This is a genomic window from Deltaproteobacteria bacterium HGW-Deltaproteobacteria-18 (genome assembly GCA_002841885.1).
GTDB lineage: Bacteria > Desulfobacterota > Desulfovibrionia > Desulfovibrionales > Desulfomicrobiaceae > Desulfomicrobium.
In genome coordinates, this window is the sequence record PHBE01000003.1 from 54958 (window position 1) to 71110 (window position 16153).

Annotated in this window: 13 protein-coding genes; 1 reads left to right on the forward strand and 12 read right to left on the reverse strand. The window is 61.0% G+C overall.

Annotated elements, in window-relative coordinates; genetic code table 11:
- Nucleotides 1-50 precede the first annotated feature (50 nt).
- The 7 genes from CVU60_03625 to CVU60_03655 all read right to left on the reverse strand — a co-directional run bounded on the left by CVU60_03625 (nt 51) and on the right by CVU60_03655 (nt 10798).
- Nucleotides 51-2003, reverse strand: a complete 1953-nt coding sequence (locus tag CVU60_03625; protein ID PKN42892.1) for an alpha-amylase — start codon at nt 2001-2003, stop codon at nt 51-53.
- An 11-nt stretch (nt 2004-2014) separates the two neighbouring features.
- Nucleotides 2015-2848, reverse strand: a complete 834-nt coding sequence (locus CVU60_03630; protein PKN42893.1) for a haloacid dehalogenase — start codon at nt 2846-2848, stop codon at nt 2015-2017.
- Nucleotides 2845-5001: an HAD family hydrolase gene (locus tag CVU60_03635; GenBank protein PKN42894.1), complete on the reverse strand. Its 2157-nt coding sequence runs from the start codon at nt 4999-5001 to the stop codon at nt 2845-2847. Before CVU60_03635 ends, CVU60_03630 begins: the two co-directional genes overlap by 4 nt.
- Entirely contained in the window at nt 4998-5960 is a 963-nt protein-coding gene (locus tag CVU60_03640) for a carbohydrate kinase (protein PKN42895.1), read from the reverse strand. The genes CVU60_03635 and CVU60_03640 overlap by 4 nt, the downstream gene beginning before the upstream one ends.
- Before the next feature lie 631 nt (nt 5961-6591).
- A complete protein-coding gene (locus tag CVU60_03645) occupies nt 6592-8052 on the reverse strand; it encodes a carbon starvation protein A (GenBank protein PKN42896.1) in 1461 nt (486 codons plus the stop codon).
- A 244-nt stretch (nt 8053-8296) separates the two neighbouring features.
- The gene (locus CVU60_03650; GenBank protein ID PKN42897.1) at nt 8297-10003 is read right to left on the reverse strand and encodes a transcriptional regulator; all 1707 of its coding nucleotides are present in this window, start codon (nt 10001-10003) and stop codon (nt 8297-8299) included.
- A gap of 9 nt (nt 10004-10012) precedes the next feature.
- Nucleotides 10013-10798, reverse strand: a complete 786-nt coding sequence (locus CVU60_03655; protein PKN42898.1) for a DNA-binding response regulator — start codon at nt 10796-10798, stop codon at nt 10013-10015.
- A 318-nt stretch (nt 10799-11116) separates the two neighbouring features.
- On the opposite strand from CVU60_03655, the gene crcB reads away from it, so the two are divergent.
- Nucleotides 11117-11491 (forward strand): fluoride efflux transporter CrcB, encoded by a 375-nt coding sequence (gene crcB / locus CVU60_03660; GenBank protein ID PKN42899.1) that lies wholly within the window; start codon nt 11117-11119, stop codon nt 11489-11491.
- A 79-nt stretch (nt 11492-11570) separates the two neighbouring features.
- Here crcB and rpe read toward each other — a convergent pair whose 3' ends face one another.
- The 5 genes from rpe to ahbC form a co-directional block, all read right to left on the reverse strand.
- Entirely contained in the window at nt 11571-12239 is a 669-nt protein-coding gene (gene rpe / locus CVU60_03665; GenBank protein PKN42900.1) for a ribulose-phosphate 3-epimerase, read from the reverse strand.
- On the reverse strand, nt 12236-12694 hold the full coding sequence (locus tag CVU60_03670; GenBank protein ID PKN43031.1) for an Lrp/AsnC family transcriptional regulator: 459 nt from the start codon (nt 12692-12694) through the stop codon (nt 12236-12238). Before CVU60_03670 ends, rpe begins: the two co-directional genes overlap by 4 nt.
- Before the next feature lie 11 nt (nt 12695-12705).
- On the reverse strand, nt 12706-13788 hold the full coding sequence (gene ahbD / locus CVU60_03675; protein ID PKN43032.1) for a heme b synthase: 1083 nt from the start codon (nt 13786-13788) through the stop codon (nt 12706-12708).
- A 119-nt stretch (nt 13789-13907) separates the two neighbouring features.
- Nucleotides 13908-14885, reverse strand: coding sequence for a porphobilinogen synthase (locus tag CVU60_03680; protein PKN42901.1), 978 nt, complete (start codon nt 14883-14885; stop codon nt 13908-13910).
- A gap of 9 nt (nt 14886-14894) precedes the next feature.
- Nucleotides 14895-16088 (reverse strand): 12,18-didecarboxysiroheme deacetylase, encoded by a 1194-nt coding sequence (gene ahbC, locus CVU60_03685; GenBank protein ID PKN42902.1) that lies wholly within the window; start codon nt 16086-16088, stop codon nt 14895-14897.
- Nucleotides 16089-16153: the final 65 nt, after the last annotated feature.

Genomic DNA, 16153 nt, shown 5'->3' on the forward strand with positions numbered 1-16153 from the left:
TGTCCGGCGTGACGCTCTTCAATGGGAAGCTTTGAGGCTTTCTTCGGCCTTCAATCCTTGAGCCAGTAAAAAGAAAGAGGCGGAATCAGGAGCTGTCCATCCTCGACGGGTACGCGTTCGCCGGAGCACAGGTCCGTCATGCTCTGGTTTGTGAAGAACCCGTGCGGAGCCAGTGTTTCCACGGGAAGCGGCTGCGCTTCGACGTTGAAGTTGTTTATGACGAGCACCCGGCTGCGGCAGTTTTCCGGATCCGTACGGTAGAAAACCAGCAGGTTCGGGTTCTCGACCAGCAGCAGGTGACGATTGTCGAAATCCGCAAAGGCCGGAAGTTCCTTGCGCAAGGCGATCATTTTTTTGAGCGAGGAGAAGATGCGCTGTTCGACCGTGCCGCTTTGATGGCGTTTTTCGGCCTTGTCCCAGTCGAAGCGGGATCGGTGCACCCAGCGCGAGTCGTGCTGGGTGGCCGGATCGGACAGGAATTCCAGATTATTCAGGGTTCCGATGGCGTCGCCGTAATACATGAGCGGCAGGCCGCCGAAGGAGAGAATGACGCTGTGCAGCAGCGTGATGCTCTTGATGGCGGCGCTTATGGCACCTTCGTCCTTGGATTCCAGCGCCGACTCCAGGCCGACCAGCGAGGCCAGCGAGCCGGAGATGCGGGCGTCGCCGGTCTTCAGATTCGTGCCGAACGGCATGCCTCTGGCCGGTGATTCCGGGAACCTGCCCGTGAAATAGTCGACCAGAAAGGACCGGTGCAGGGTCGGGTCGTATCCTGCCTGCACCACATCGCTGTCATCGAAGCCAAGTCCGATGTCGTCGTGGCAGCGCACGTAGTTGAGCCAGGTCGCCCGCTCCAGTTTATTCGGCAGGTTTTTCACGCCCAGGTTGAGCAGATTTGCGTTTTTGGTGGCTACGGCGTCCCAGAGCAGGGCCATGAGCGAGGCGTTGTACGCGATTTCGCATTCCTTGGAATAGATGGCGTCCTCGCCGAAATATTTGGAGATTTCACCGGGCGCGACAATGGCCTCGGCGATGAACAGCACGCCGGGCGCCGTTACCTGACAGCAGTCCTTCATGAGCCGCAGCAGCAGATGGGCTTCGCGTTCGTTCTGGCAGGTGCTGCCGATCTTCTTCCAAAGAAAGGCCACGGCATCGAGGCGCAGGATATCGGCGCCCTTGTTGGCCCAGAAAAGGATAATGTCGAGCATTTCAATGAGCACCGCCGGATTGCGGTAGTTCAAATCCCACTGATAATTGTTGAAAACCGTCATGACCCATTTGTCCATGGTTTCGTCCCAGGTGAAGTTTCCGGGAGCTGTGGCCGGAAAGATTTCGGGCATGCCTTCCTCGTAGGCGTCGGGTGTTTCGCGGTCGTCGAAGACATAGTAGTAGTCCTGATATTTTTTTTCGCCCTGGCGTGCCCGCGTCGCCCATTCGTGCTCGTCGGAGGTGTGGTTGACCACGACATCGAGGACCAGGAGGATTTCACGGCTCTTGAGCGTAGCCGCCAGCGCCTCGACATCCTCGAGATTGCCGTAGCGTGCGTCGATCTTGCGGAAATCGCGCACCGCATAGCCGCCGTCATTGTTTTCCGGCGGGCAGTCCAGGATGGGCATGACGTGCAGCATGTTGACCCCCAACTCCTGGAAATAGGGGAGCCTTTCGCGCAGGCCTTGCAGATTGTCCGCGAAGCGGTCGCAGTACAGGGTCATGGCCACCCACTTCTGGCTCAGAAACCAGTTGTAGTGCACTTCGCGCGCCAGATCGGATTTGCGCAGTGCGGGGGTGCGTTCCATGTAGCGCAGGGCAAGAGTCTCGACCAAACGGACCATCTGTTGCTTGAAGTCGGGCCGGTCGCCGTAGAGCAGCTTGAAGAGGGAATATATGGCGTAAAAATTCGCGCCCAGGCGGGTATAGAAATGGCGCAGCCGGAATTTGCCGATTTCGGGCCGAAGTCCGGCCAGGATTTCATTCAGCAGGGCATGGGAAGCTTGTTCGTACATGTACTCATCCTTTATGATTCAGTTTCTTGCAGCCACGCCGCGGCTTCGGGCCAGAAATGCGCCACGCCTTCCAGAATTCCGGCGCTGTAGTTCCCGTTCATGCCGAGGTATTCGCCTGTGGCGATGTACAGCGCTTCGGGTCCTGTTGCCGCCACCCTCGATTTTATTTCGGGGTCGGCATTGGCCACCAGTACCGCCGGGATGTCGCTCAGGAGCACATCCAGGTCGTTGCCGCTATCGCCCGCAAAGAGCGTGTTCTGCAGGGAAAAGTGTTGCCGTTCCATCATGAAGCGGATGGCGTGCAGTTTTCCGGCGCTTTCGGGCAGGACATCGAGCAGCCCGATATGCGCCAGTTCGTCGATACTCCAGATCAGGTTGGCGCGGATACCCTCGTGTTGCAGATGCTCCTGCATCCGGGCGATGAGCGTGCGGAAGTCCACATCCAGGGCGACATAATAGCTCAGTTTGAAGGGGGCCTGTTTTTCGTGTTCCTGCGCCTGCAATTCTGCGAAGCCGCGCAGCAGGCCGGCAAGATCGGCGGCGCGCATGCCGCGCCAATCCGGGGCGATGTGTCGCTCCCACTGATTCCAGGGCTGCCAGTCGTCCGTGCCGACCTGGTAGATGCTCGCGCCGACGTCGGCAATGGCAAAATCGGGAGTCGGCAGATTGAATTCCGAGATGGCGTCTTCGATCAGGGCGCGGTGGCGTCCGGTCACGTAGGCCAGACAAATTTCCTCGCGCGCCGCCAGTTTTCCAAAAAGCGCCTTGGCCGAAGGCCACGGGGGATTTGGGCCGTTGGGGATCAGGGTCCGGTCGAGGTCGGTACAGAGCAGGAAACGACTCATGCCGTGCCTTCCTCCTTGGCGGGAAATCCATAATGGGCCATGGCGTCAAGAATCCCCGCTGCGAAGGATGCCTCCGAAAAATGGATACCCTCGATGTTGGCCAGGTCCGACAGCTCTGAGGTGTGTCGGTTGTCCACCACCGTGCCCAGCGTGTTGCCGCGCAGCATGTCGGCGTCGGCCCCGGTGACACCGGCGACAAGAGTGTTTTCCAGAGGGAAGTCCAGCTGTTCGGAGCACCAGCGCAGGGCCAGACCCTTGGAGGCACGAAGTGGCAAAACGTCGAGGAATTGGCCGAAGGAAACGAGCACGTTCACGGCCTGCTCGTTGTGTTGGAGCAGTTGCCTGACCTGCTGTCCGGTGATCATGGATGTATCGATATAATAGCTGATCTTGAACGCGTTCTGGTGTTTCTTGGGCTGCAAGGACAGCCCCGGGATTTCCCGCAGGGTTTCGCGCACGGCCCGGGGATCCCACAAGTGGTTGATGTGACGTTCCCAGATCGTGTCCTGGGTGAGGTTGGGGGCGTAATGGATCTCCGTACCCTGTCCGGAGATCAGCACGTCGGGCTGCGGGATCTTGTGCTTGCGCAGCGTGGCCAGGGCGTGATCCAGACGTCGCCCGGTGACGATGCCGAAGAGGACGGTCTTGCGGTGGGCGTGCAGGGTCTGCAAGAGCGCCGCAAGCGAAAAGTCTTCGCCGATGAGGCTCAGGTCCAGCTCCGCGAAGAGCGCCTGTTTGCGGGAGATGCTTCTTCGTCTGATGGGCGCCATGCGGATCAGCGGCTCGGTTTTTTCCACCAGGGGGCGGACAACATCCAGATATTTTTCCACGTGCGCCTGCCATGAATAGTGGCGACGTACGCCGGACAGTCCATTATTGGCAAAGCTGCGCCATTCCTTTTTGTCGACCAGGGTCCGCAGGATTGTTTCCGCCATGGCCTCCTTGTCGAGGGGATCGACGAGATGACCGTTGCGGCAGTTCCTGATGATATCGATGGGGCCTCCGTCCTCCGTGGCCACGATGGGCAATCCGCAGGCCGCGGCTTCGAGCAGGGTCAGGCCGAAGGGCTCGGTCAGCGCCGGATTCACGAAAACTCCTCGTGATGCGGCGGCCAGGCGGAAAAGGGTGGCGACGTCCTCGGGTCTGTGATGCTTTGGGTAGGCGATCTTGCCGTAAAGGTCGTGGCGGTCGACGGCGAGCAGGATGTCATTCAGGACGCCCCGTGCTCCTTCATCCATGTCATGGATGTCGTCGCGGTTGCCGGCAACGATGACCAGGTTGGCGGCCTCCTGCAGGTGTGGGGATTCTCCATAGGCATCAATGAGGGTCACGATGTTTTTTTTCGGATCCGGCCGCGAGAGCGCAAGCACCAACGGTTTGGAGGAGCGTTGCAGGAATCGCTTCAGTTCAAAGGCGATGGGGCTGCTCTTTTCGCTTTCGCGGGGCGGGTAGAAATGGCTGAGATCCGTGCCTGGGGGGATCACGCGCATCCGTTCGGGCTGGTAGAAATCGTAGAGGCCGTATTGCTCCTCGATCTCCTGCCCGGTGCTGGTGATGATGCGCTCGGCCGCGCTCAGAGTGGTCTCCTCTGCCTCGATGCGGCGCGACATCCTGTACGTGTCCTCGATCTGGCCCCGTGAAATGCCGCTGGCCAACAGCCGCAGCCGCTTGCTGCGGCCCAGGGAGTGCCCGGTATGAACGAGCGGTATGCCAAGCTGGTGCGAGAGCCTGGCTCCGACATAGCCCGCGTCGGCGTAATGACTGTGCAGAAGGTCGGGAATGCGCTCCTGGCTCTTGAGAAAGGTGATCACGTTGTCGGAAAAATTGTCCAGCGAATCCCACAAGAGTTCCTTGCGCAGGTATTTTTCCTCTCCGCACTCGATGCGCACGATGCTGGCCTTGTCGGACAGTCGTTCGGTCACCTGTGCGTAGTCGGGACTGACGGCGTCGTCGACGACCCTGCGGGTCAGCAGAATGGCCTTTTCCACATCCGGGCGTTCGCCAAGGGCACTGGCCAGTTCGACCACATACTTGACCTGTCCGCCTGTGTCCGCGTCGCGGCCCAGCTCCATGTCATGTCCGCGCACCAGGCCGTGGATGCTGATCAGCACGATGAACAGCGGTTTTTTGACGGGCTTTTCGCGTGTCTTCACAGGTTCCACTCCTTGAAAAAAGGCTGGTAGAATTCCAGTTCCTCGGGGACCGCCCCCCGGATTTCGCAGATGGAAGCGGCAAAGTCGTCTGCGCGCTTGAGCGCGGTGCTTTCCGGCCAGCACAAGAGCGTGCCCAGAATGCATGCGGCGGAAAAAGCGTCGCCAGCGCCTACCGTGTCCACGATGCGCGAGGATTCCTTGCCGGGGGGAACGATACAGAGGTCATCGTTCCTGTCCAGCTGCCAGGCACCGTCTTTTCCGCAGGTCACGATCAGGCGATCGATGTCGAACATGCGCTTCAGTTCGGCTCCTCGGGCCTGCGCCAGTCCTGAGCCCGCCTTGAACATGTCGGCGAGGATACGCAATTCCTCATCGTTGAGTTTGACGATGCTTGCATTTTGCAGCGAAAACCGCGCGGTGTCCTCGTCATACCAGGGCTCGCGCAGATTGACGTCCAGAAATCGGGGAGCAGCGGCGATTTGCAGTATTTCCGACAACGCCTGCCGGGAAACTTGATGGCGCTGGCTCAGGGTTCCGAAATAGACAAGCCCGGGAGAGGCGGCTTTAGTCGCAGCAACGGCTCCGGCAGGGTCGATGAAGTCGTAGGCCTGCCGGGGCAGGATCTCGAAATGGTGCCCCGCGTTCCCGATATGAACCTGCACCTGGCCCGTGGGCAGGTCTCTGTCGATCTGGACTCCCGAGACATCCATGCCCCGTTCCTCCATGCCGGCAAGAACCCTGGCGCCAAGGTCGTCGTCTCCCAGCCGGGATATCATGACCGGTTTTTGTCCGAAGGCCGCCAGATGCCGGGCGGCATTGAAGGGTGCGCCGCCCAGAACCGCGCGATCAGGAAAGACATCAGCCAGAATTTCCCCAAAGAGAACGATGGGTGGATTCTGGCCATCGCGGGCGGGGCCTTGACGCGTGAAGGATTGCTGCGAACCTGTCTTGTGTTTCATATGGCGGAAGTCTCGTCATTATGTCGAATTTACAGGATGTTTATGTGTTTCATGCCTTATTGATGAATCATTACAGTCCGTATTTATTGTTGAATTGTCATATCCAGTGGAGCAGTTGGATAGTTGAATGACGTTTTATCATTCCGATGAATTTGAGATATTTTTTACGGGATGTGTAATGTGCGGATCAATAAAAATAGCGATATAAATTTTTTTGTTACATTTTTAATGTGATTGATGTCAATAAAAGCAGGAATTGTTCATTTTGCGTGTAACAGATCCAGTCGGCAAATCAGGCTGCGCTCCGGCAAACGATGCCCGGTTCAGTCAGGCAGCCGGCGTGCCTCAAGATCACGACGACAACGGGCCTTGAGGGGGTATTTGTGGAGCTCACGTCTGCGGGAGACGGAGTCACCCTGAGGTGCTAAGGCTGAGCCCTGTTACGTGCTATGAGTTTGATCAAGAAAATCGACGAGTCGGAGTGCCTGTTCGAAAGGGGACGGTGAGGCCTGATCATTACGGGGCAATGACATGTTGCATGAAGCTGAGATCTTTGATCTGCAAGTGCTGGAGATGGAACGAAAAAAGGGAGCCGTAAGCTCCCTTTTTTTGTGTCATGTGCGTGAAGAGGTCAGCCGATGACCCCGGGGGAATCGACGGGGTCCACTTCCACCGGAGTGTTGCGCGCCGTGAGCATGAACCAGACGAAGCAGGCTGCGGCCACGGCGATGCCGATGGGGTAGCCGATTTCCTGGCTCAGGTGGAACGGGAACTCGGGGGCCACGCAGAGGTAGGTGGCGCAGACCGCGGTCATGAAGGTCGCGGGCACGGAAGCGATCCAGTGCAGCTTGCCGTGGCGGACCAGGTACATGGCGGAAGCCCACAGCACGATGGTGGCCAGGGTCTGGTTGGAGAAGCCGAAGTAGCGCCAGATGACGTTGAAGTCGGTCTTGGTGATCAGGAAACCGATGACGAACAGCGGGACGGCGATCATGAGCCGCTTGGGAATGGACTTCTGTTCGATCTTGCTGAAGTCGGCGACGATCAGGCGGGCGGCGCGAAAGGCGGTGTCGCCCGAGGAGATAGGCAGGATGATGACGCCGATGATGGCCAGGAAGCCGCCTATGGGGCCCATCAGGGTCGTGGCGACCTGGTCGACGACTGCGGCAGGGCCGCCGCTGGCCAGGGTGGCCTGCAGGGCTTCGGGGGTCTGGTAGAAGGTCATGCCGAGTGTTGCCCAGACCAGCGCGATGATGCCCTCGCCGATCATGGCGCCGTAGAAGATCGGGCGTCCGCATTTTTCATCCGGGATGCAGCGCGCCATCATGGGCGACTGCGTGGCGTGGAAGCCGGAGATGGCGCCGCAGGCGATGGTGATGAACATCAGCGGCCACATGGGCAGGCCTTTGGGATGCACGTTGGCCAGGCCGACTCCGTTGGGGAAGAAGGTGTAGCCGTCGACGATGAGCATGGTCGAGAGGCCGAAGGCCATGATCAGCAGACATGCCGTGAAGAGCGGGTAGAGGCGGCCGATGATCTTGTCCACGGGCAGGATGGTGGCCAGGAAGTAGTAGGCGAAGATGATGCCGGTCCAGATGACCACGGCCGTGTTTTTGTCCACGTCGAAGCCAATCTTGTTGGCCAGGAGCTTGGCGGGTCCGAGAATGAAGACCACGCCGACCAGCAGCAGGAGCACGATGGAGAAGACATTCATGAACTGCTTGGCGAACTTGCCGAGGTTGTAGCCCACGGCGTCGGGGATGGACTTGCCGTCATAGCGGACGGACATCATGCCCGAGAAGTAGTCGTGCACCGCGCCGGCGAAGATGCTGCCAAGAACGATCCAGACCAGTGCCGCCGGGCCGTAAAGGGCGCCGAGAATGGGGCCGAAGATGGGGCCGAGGCCCGCGATGTTCAGCAGCTGCACCATGTAGATGGTCTTGGGGTTCATCTTGACGTAGTCGACGCCGTCCTCCAGACGGCAGGCCGGGGTGGCCCGACAGGTGTCGACGCCGAAACTGGATTCGACGATCTTGCCGTAAACGAAATAGCCGGTAATGAGTGCCGCGACGGCAAAAAAGAAGTAAAACAAGTCTCCCTCCTTGGAAAAAAGTTGGTTGCGCCAAATCTCTTCAAATCAACGTCTGGTCATGCTGTCATGACCGGGACGGCTTGCCGGGTCGAACTCGGCGGATATTTCGCGCTTTAGGACAAGACAGGGGAGGGGACAACGAAACATGTTTCAAATGTCTTTTTGAGCGCCTGAATTGCGCGAGAGGAGAGCCGAAACGTCTGGCGAGCGATGGGACTCAGAGGGGCCTGCGAAGAACAGGGGGCTAGACCCGGGCCGGCATGGGCAGCATGAAGTCGATGCAGGTGCCCTGGCCGGGCGCGCTGATGACCTGCGGGAGATAGGACGGGCCAAAGATCTGCTCCAGTCGCTGGAAGCAGTTGCGCACGCCGATCCCGCCGGAACGGGAATCAAGTCTGGTTTTGGCGAAGAGCCGGTCCACCTGGGTCTGGTTCATGCCGACCCCGTCATCCTTGACCTCAACATGCAGGCATGGGCCTTCCTTGCGCACCTGCACGCGGATCTCGCCGCCGTTTTCATGGGCCAGAATGCCGTGGCGCACGCTGTTTTCGACCAGGGGCTGGATGATCAGCGGCGGAATGGGCCAGGATTCGCATCCTTCCTGCACGTCGAAGTCGACCCGGATGCGTTCACCGAAGCGGGCCTGTTCGATGGCCAGATAACAGCGGATCTGATCCAGCTCTTCGGACAGGGGCACGAACCCCCGGCTCGCCTCCAGGCTTTTGCGCAGATAGCTGGAGAGGTCCTGCAGCAGGCTGCGGGCCTTTTCGGGACTGGTGCGGCAAAAGGAGGTGATGGTGTTCAGGGAGTTGAACAGGAAGTGCGGGTTGATCTGGGCCTGCAGGCGCCGGATCTCGGCATGGGCGAGCATGCGCTCGGTGATCTGGATGTTTTCAAGTTCGAGCTGTGTGGAAAAGAGGTTGCCAAGCCCCTTGCCGAGTTCGAAGAGCAGCAGGTCGAGGGATTTGTTGGCAGTGCCGTAGAACTTGAGCGTGCCGGCCACGTTTCCGCCCTTGGTCAGGGGGACGATGATGGCCGAGGCAAACGGGCAGTTCGGGTGTCCGCAGCCGATGCCCTCCTTTGCGCTCAGAAACATGGGCTGCCCGGTCTCGATCACGGTCCGGGTGGCCTCGGTGACGATGGGGCGTCCGGCCAGGTGGTGGTCATCGCCGACGCCGATGTGGGCCAGGACGTTGGTTTCGTCGGTGATGGCCACGGCACCGACCGTGACCCTGCTGTGGATGATGCGTGCCGTGGCCAGGGCGCTCTCGGGGGTCAGGCCGGAGCGCAGGTGGCTGACCGTGGAGTTGGCGATGTCCAGGATTTCCTGTGCCTGGACCGAATCCTGCCTGGCCCGGTAACGGAAGACCACGTTGATGACCTGCACGAAGGTGGCCGCGCCCAGGGTGTTCAGGATGATCATGGGCGCGGCGATGATGCGCACCAGTTCCACGGCTTCGGCAAATGAGTGGGACAGGGCCAGAACCATGCCCATGTGCAGCGTCTCTCCGCCAAAGGCCAGTCCGGCCGCCCAGCGCCAGTCCACGCTGCGCTCCTTGAGGTACAGGGTCAGCAGTCCGGCGGCCGCGCCTTCGATCATGGTTGCCATGCCGCAGGGCACGGCGCTGAAGCCGCCGATGTCGATAAGGATGCGATGCCCTCCGGCGATCAGACCCGAAGCGATGCCGACCACGGGGCCGCCGAAGAGACCTCCCGTGATCACGGCCATGGCCCGAAGGTTGGCCACGGATTGTGAGACAAGGTTGCCCCCGTAGGTGCCCAGGATTCCGGCCGCGCCGAAGAAGAGGATCTGCAGCAGCGTCGAGCGCCACGATGGGCCTTGGCGCAGGCGCATCTTGTGGATGGGGGTGATGGTCAGGAGCAGGAAGGCTCCGGCCACGATGAGCCCGAGACGTTCGGCCAGGGCCAGGATGAGGGCGTCGGAATTCATGGCTATCCTCTACGCAAGGCCGAGCTGGTCGCGAAAATCGCGGACCCTGGCCTTGCTGACGGTGATTTCGGTGGTCGCGTGATCGCGCATGGTCAAAAGATACTTGCCGTTGAACCAGGGCGCAAAATCCCTGACCTGCGTCAGATTGACCAGCTCCCCGCGGTTGGCGCGAAAGAAGGACAGGGCGGCGAGTTTTTCCTCCAGGCGGTCCAGGGTGCCGGGACCGTGGTGGACATAGCTCGTGTCACGCGTGTGGACAAACATGCGGCGCCCCTCGGTGCGAATGAGGACCACATCGGCGTGTTCCAGCAGCAGCACGCGCCCCCGGTGCTCCACGGAAATGCGCACCAGCGGCTGGCCGAGGCCCATGCCTTTGAGCAGTTCCTGCAGCTGCGGCTGCGCGGCGAGACCCGTGTCCTTGAGGCGCAGCTGGCTGCGCAGCCGCCCCAGGCAATTGGCCAGGCGCTCGCGGGAGACGGGCTTGAGCAGATAGTCCACCGCGTTTTCCTCGAAGGCGCGGATGGCATACTGGTCGTAGGCCGTGGCAAAGACGAAGAGCGGCGGCTCGGGGCATCTGAACGCCCGCTCCAGAACATGGAAGCCGGTCGCGCCGGGCATCTGGATGTCCTGGAAAACCACTTCGGGACGCAGGCGCACGATTTCTTCCATGGCCTGCGATGCGGACATGGCCGTGCCCACGATCCGCACATCCTCAAAACCGGACAAAAGATAGGACAGCTCGTCCAGGGCGGGCAGTTCGTCATCTACCAGGAGGCATCGGATAGGAGGTGTCATGGAGTCTCTCAAGGTGTTTGCCGCGCCTTTATCAGAATCGGACGCAAAACGCATCAATGGCGTAACTCTCTGTTTTGAATTGAGATACTGTCGAGATTGATGTCCGTCCTGTTCTGCGGCAGAAATAATTGACCCATGCGGGATAGCGCTCCACAATCATGCGCGGCTTTGGTAAGCGGAGTCTTCGCCGTGCCGAATCCTTTCGTCCCGAAGCAGCCGAGGCTTTATTAGAGGGAGGCTGTATGGCGTCTTGGCTTGTGCGTGCCTGCGACCCCGGGCTCGTCGCTGCGGACAGCGAATCAACCGCGAGGAAAACTCATGTCGAAAATTGCCTTGATCGCCCTGGCCGGGGCGTTTGGAACGCTGTGCCGCTACTGGCTCTCGGGCCTGGTCTACGATGTCATGGGGCGGGACTTTCCCTGGGGTACATGGGCGGTGAATATCACGGGCTGCTTTCTTTTCGGGCTGGTCTGGATCCTGGCCGAAGAACGGGGACTGTTGTCGGCACAGGCCCGCATTCTGATCCTCACCGGCTTCATGGGCGCGTTTACGACCTTTTCGACCTTCATCTTCGAGAGCGGCGGCATACTCAACGACGGGCAGTGGCTCAAGCTGGCCCTTAATCTGGCAGGCCAGAATCTGGTGGGTTTCGCGGCCCTCTACCTGGGCACGGGGCTGGGCAGGATCGTTTAGCGGCGCAACCTGCGCATGCATGAAAAAAACCCTCGCAGCGGGCGAGGGTTGGTCAAAACAAAGGAACGGCGCGGGCCGTCTATTTCGCGTGCACGGCATCCTGAAATGCCCTGTGCCGCTCGGCATACGGGGGAAAGCCGAAGAACGCCGAGCCGGAGACCAGGACATCGGCTCCAAGGTCAAAGAGTTCCTTGGCGTTGTCCAGGGTTACGCCCCCATCGACCTGAATCAGGGTCTGTAGCCCGCGTGAGCGGATCATGCCTGACAGGGCCGCGATCTTGTCCTTGCTGAAGGGGATGAAGGACTGGCCGCCGAAACCCGGGTTCACGCTCATGATGAGCACCATGTCCAGCTGGGGAAGCAGATACTCGACGACACCCAGCGGCGTGGCCGGGTTGAGCGACAGCCCTGCCTGCATGCCCGCCTCGCGGATGACGCTGAGCGTGCGCTCCAGATGCAGGGTGCTTTCGGCGTGAATGCACAGCAGGTCGGCGCCCGCGTCGGCGAATTCCGAGATGTAGCGCTCGGGGCGTTCGATCATGAGATGCACGTCGAAGAAGAGCTTTGAGGTCTTGCGCAGGCGCTTGATGACCGGAGGGCCGAAGGTGATGTTCGGAACGAAGGCCCCGTCCATGACATCCCAGTGCACCCATTTGAGGCCGGCCTCTTCAAGGGCGGCCAGTTCGGAGCGCAGCGCGCCGAAGTCCGAGGACAAAAGGGACGGTGAGAGGATGAATTCGCGCATCATTCCTCCCGGTCGCCCATCTTGAAGTCGACCTGGATCTTGTACATCTTGGTCGCGGGCAGGTTCAGGATGGAAATGCCTGTCTTGCGGGTGATTCCGGCCAGGGTCTCCTGCACGTCTTCCCAGGAGGGGCCGATGAATGTGAACCAGATGTTCTGGCGATGGGCCCGCAGGTAGTTGTGCGTCACGCCGGGGAGCGTGTTCACCTCGGCGATGAATTCGTCCAGTTTGTCTTCCGGCACGGCCGCAGAGCACAGGGTCGAATGCCAGCCCAGCTTTTTGGACTGGAAATTGGCCCCGATGCGGCGGATCACGCCTTTTTCCGTCAGCGCCCGCACGCGTGCCAGGGTCTCGGCTTCGGTCAGGCCGACCTGGCGCCCGATTTCTTCATAAGGCCTGGCTTCGAGCGGGAAGCCGGTCTGGATCATGTCCAGGATCTTCTTGTCAAAATCGTCCATGCTTCCACCCATCAGGCTTTGCGCCGTTCGGCGATTTTGGGGATGTACGTGCACAGCGGCTCTTCACCCATGTAGTTGTCGTTCATGGAATGGGCCCTGGCGCGGCAACCGCCGCAGACCTTGTGGTATTCGCAGATGCCGCACTTGCCCTCGTACTCTTCCTGGGTGCGGAACTGTCTGAACTGCTTCGACGAACGCCAGATTTCCGGGAACGGGGTGGTGCGGATGTTGCCGCAATCAAGTTCCAGATAGCCGCAGGGCTGGACCTGGCCGACATGGGAGATGAAGCAGAAGCCCGTTCCGCCGAGACAGCCGCGGGTCATGGCGTCGAGGCCGAAGTTTTCAGGCGTGACCGGCACTCCCTCGGCCTTGGCCCGTTGACGCATGATGCGGTAGTAGTGCGGGGCGCAGGTGGCCTTGAGATGCATGCTCGTGGTCTTGCGGAAATCGTAGAACCAGTTGAGCACGTCCTCGTATTCCTGTCCCGTGATGACCTCGGCGCCAAGCTGGGCGGCGCGGCCCGTGGGCACCAGCAGGAAGATGTGCCAAGCCACGGCCCCGATGTGTTCGCACAGGTCGAAGATCTTCTTGAAACTGCTCAGGTTCGCGCGGGTCACTGTGGTGTTGACCTGGAATTCGATGCCGGCATCTTTCAGGTACTGGATGCCGCGCATGGAGGCGTCGAACGCGCCCTGCACGCCGCGAAATTCGTCGTGGCTTTGCGCGTCGGGGCCGTCGATGGAGATGGAACAGCGCTGCACCCCGGACTCGCGCATCTTTTGCGCGGTTTCCGGGGTGATCAGCGTTCCGTTGGGGGACATGACGCAGCGCAGGCCCTTGTCTGTGGCGTAACGGATCAGTTCATAGACGTCGGCGCGCATCATGGGATCGCCGCCGGTGAAGATGATGATCGGGTTGCCGACCTGCGGGAAGGTGTCGATGAGCGCCTTGGCCTCGGCCGTGTCCAGCTCGCCTTCGTAGGGTTCCAGGTGCGCTTCGGCCCGGCAGTGCTTGCAGGCCAGGTTGCAGGAGCGGGTCACTTCCCAGGCGATGAGCTTGCAGGCCGGGGTGCCGTCGGCCAGGGTCGTGACCATGCCGCCCGGATGTCCGCCGGGCTTCGCGCCGGGATGCCCGCCCGGGTGTCCGCCGGGATGTCCGGCTTTCGGCCCGTCCAGGCCGGGGGCGCCTGCCGCGTTATGAGGATGTTTCTGCATTATATGTGTCCCGCCTTGAGCAGGTCTTGGGTGAAGTAGGAGAGAATGAGGTCCGCGCCGGCCCGCTTGAACGCAATGAGGCTTTCGAGCGCCACGGCGGTTTCGTCGATCCAGCCGTTCATGGCCGCCGCCTTGATCTGGCTGTATTCCCCGCTGACCTGGTAGGCGGCCACGGGCAGGTCGAAGTTGTCGCGGACCAGGCGGATGATGTCCAGATAGGGCAGGCCCGGCTTGACCATGAGGATGTCCGCACCCTCTTCCACGTCGGCGGCGGCTTCGCGCAGGCCCTCACGCCAGTTGGCGGGGTCCATCTGGTAGGTCTTGCGGTCCCCGAACTTTGGCGCGCTCTCGGCCGCGTCGCGGAAGGGACCGTAAAAGGCCGAGGAATACTTGACCGCGTAGGACATGATGGGCGTGTTCAGGAACCCCTTTTCATCGAGGGCTTCCCGAATGGCCGCCACCCGGCCGTCCATCATGTCCGAGGGCGCGATGATGTCCGCGCCGGCCTCGGCCTGGGCCACGGCCGTGCGGGCCAGCAGCGCCAGAGTCGGGTCGTTCTGGACCACGCCTTCGGGCGAGACCAGGCCGCAGTGCCCGTGGGAGGTGTACTCGCACAGGCAGGTGTCCGCGACCACGATCAGCTCCGGCCAGCGGCTCTTGATGCGGCGGATGGCTTCCTGCACGATGCCGTTTTCAGCGTAGGCCTGGGTGCCGGCCGGATCCTTTTCGACGGGGATGCCGAAGAGGATGAGGCTTTTGAGACCGGCATCCACGGCCGGGCCCACTTCGCTCAGGAGCTGGTTCAGACCCAGCTGGAACTGACCGGGCATGGAGCTGATGGGCTTCCTGAAATCCGGGTCCGATTCGACCACGAAATACGGCTGGATCAGGTCTTCCCGACCCAGCCTGCTCTCCCGCACCATGTCCCGCAGGACGCTTTTGGAACGCAGCCTGCGGCCGCGGTGAAAGGTGTTCATGCCGTCCTCCTAGACCTTCTCGCCGCTGATTTCCTCGTCGGTCAGGTAGCAGGCCGGGTCATGTGCCCAGAAGTCGTCGAAATAGGCTTCGGCCCGGGCCCGGAAGTTGCCGCCGCAGATGTTCAGGAAGCGGCAGGTGGCGCAGCGACCCTTCACGTGCGGCCTTTTGTCCTTGAGCTTGTGCAGGAGCTCGATCTTCTCGTCGACCCAGATCTCGGAGAAAGGGCGCTCCAGCACGTTGCCGAAGGTGTGGTGGCGCATGAACTGATCCGCGTGCACGGAGCCGTCCCAGGAGATGCAGCCGATGCCGCGTCCCGAGGAGTTGCCTTCGTTCATTTTCAGAAGTTCCATGACCTCGGCGGCGCGCGCCGGATCTTCCTTCAGCAGGCGATAATAGACGTAGGGGCCGTCGGCGTGGTTGTCCACGGTCAGCACTTCCTTGGGCTTGCCCTTGTCGTGCAGGGCCCGGGTGCGGTCCATGATCAGGTCGACCACGGCGCGGGTCTCGGCGTGATCCAGGTCTTCCTTGATCAGCTCGGAGCCGCGGCCCGAATAGACCAGGTGGTAAAAACAGATGCGCGGCACTTCCAGGGATTCGACCAGATCAAAGAGGTGCGGAATCTCGGCCGCGTTGCGCTTGTTGATGGTGAAGCGCAGGCCCACCTTGAGGCCTTCGGCCTGACAGTTTTCCACGCCTTTGAGCGCCTGCTTGTAGGAACCGGTCACGCCGCGGAATTTGTCGTGCACGGCCTCGGCGCCATCCAGGGAAATGCCGACGTAGGACAGGCCGACTTCCTTGAGTTCGCGAGCCTTGGCTTTGGTGATGAGCGTTCCGTTGGTGGAGATGACCGCACGCATGCCCGTGGAGGTGGCGTATTTGGCCAGGTCCACCAGATCTTCACGCACCAGGGGCTCGCCGCCGGAGAAGAGAATGACCGGGGCGCCGAACTTGGCCAGGTCGTCGATCATGGCCTTGGCCTGATCCGTGGAGATGGGATCCTTGTGATTGCTCGGCTCCACGGCGTGGGCATAGCAGTGCACGCATTTGAGATTGCAGCGCTGGGTCATGTTCCAGACCACAACGGGCTTTTTGTCCTTGGCGAACTGCAGCAGGTGAGAGGGAAGTTGGGCGGAGTCGCGTCCGTAGCGAAGTGCATCGGAAGGTTCCACCGTGCCGCAGTATAATTTCGAAATACCGATCATGGGTGCCTCATGTGAACGCTGGGGTTCGTCGGGGTGATGTGCGAGCCCGGCCGCGCCGAAAGGGG